1 pseudogene is annotated in these 640 nt (G+C 77.3%); it reads right to left on the bottom strand.

Annotated features, from left to right (window positions below):
- Window positions 1-574: pseudogene (locus J7523_RS20465) on the bottom strand (hypothetical protein); the annotation flags it as partial.
- Window positions 575-640: the final 66 nt, after the last annotated feature.

Consider the following 640-nt stretch of genomic DNA (forward strand, 5'->3'; position numbering starts at 1 on the left):
CGACGGTGTCGTGCATCTCGCGCGCGATGAGCTCGCGCTCGTCCTGCCGCGTGAGCTCGGTGCGCAGGTGGTCCGCCTGCGTGCGCAGCTGCGCCGAGCGCCGCGCCTCGTCGGCTGCGACCTCGCGGGCCGCGCGCGCGGCGGCACCGGACCGGCGCACGAGCCCGGCCGCGACCGCGAGGCCGAGCGCGACGACGCCGAACGCGACGTACCCACCGGCCGGCAGGTAGGACCGCCGGCCCGTCGCCTCGTCGACCACCGACCACATGACGTCGGCACCGTCGCGCGCCCAGTCACGGGCGAGGGACGCGACCACCGCGGCGCCCGTCGCCACCGTGCACACCACCGCCGTGCGCGTGCGCTCCGACGCGAGCACCCACGGCAGCGCGAGCAGCGCCGCGCACTCCCCGGGCGAAGCGAAGCCGGGCACGGTGAACAGGTCCGCCCCGTGCCCGCCGCGCGGCTCGGCGCGGGGATCCTCCGCCAGCCGTGCCCGCACCGCCGCCCCGACCGCGGCCAGACGCCGCGGATCGGCCTTGTCGTCCGCCGCCTTGCGCAAGCCCAGGCGGGCCAACAGGCTCAGGCGGCGAGCTTCCGCAGCACGTACTGGAGGATGCCGCCGTTGCGGTAGTACTCCATC

Source organism: Cellulomonas sp. (genome assembly GCF_017744555.1).
Classification (GTDB): Bacteria; Actinomycetota; Actinomycetes; order Actinomycetales; family Cellulomonadaceae; genus Cellulomonas.